This window comes from Vibrio sp. 10N.222.48.A3, from assembly GCF_041475345.1.
In the GTDB taxonomy this organism is placed as follows: Bacteria; Pseudomonadota; Gammaproteobacteria; order Enterobacterales; family Vibrionaceae; genus Vibrio; species Vibrio tasmaniensis_A.
In genome coordinates this window covers 1-251 of the sequence record NZ_JBFRVX010001766.1, presented here as the reverse complement: position 1 = coordinate 251, position 251 = coordinate 1, and the positions used below count along the sequence as shown (strand labels likewise).

The following is a 251-nucleotide window of genomic DNA, read 5'->3' as shown; positions in this document are numbered from 1 at the left end:
ATCCATGTCATTCGTTATAGACTTTACTTAAATTATGAGTGATTAATAAGAATGAAAGCAATTGAAGTCATAGATGAAGTTCGTAATGCACTTCAGCAACTCCGAAATAAAGAACAAGAAAATATATCAATTGATGCTATGGACAATTACATGGCCCAGTTGTCTAAACGTACAGAAACATCATACGAAATTGATAAGCTCAAACATGATCAAAATTTAGCCGAGTTTCAAGCTGAAAATTCAAGAAATAT

At 31.5% G+C, this 251-nt stretch carries 1 pseudogene; it reads left to right on the top strand.

The annotated features are described in order from the left end of the window. Positions 1-51: 51 nt before the first annotated feature. Positions 52-251: pseudogene (locus AB4653_RS28815) on the top strand (hypothetical protein); the annotation flags it as partial.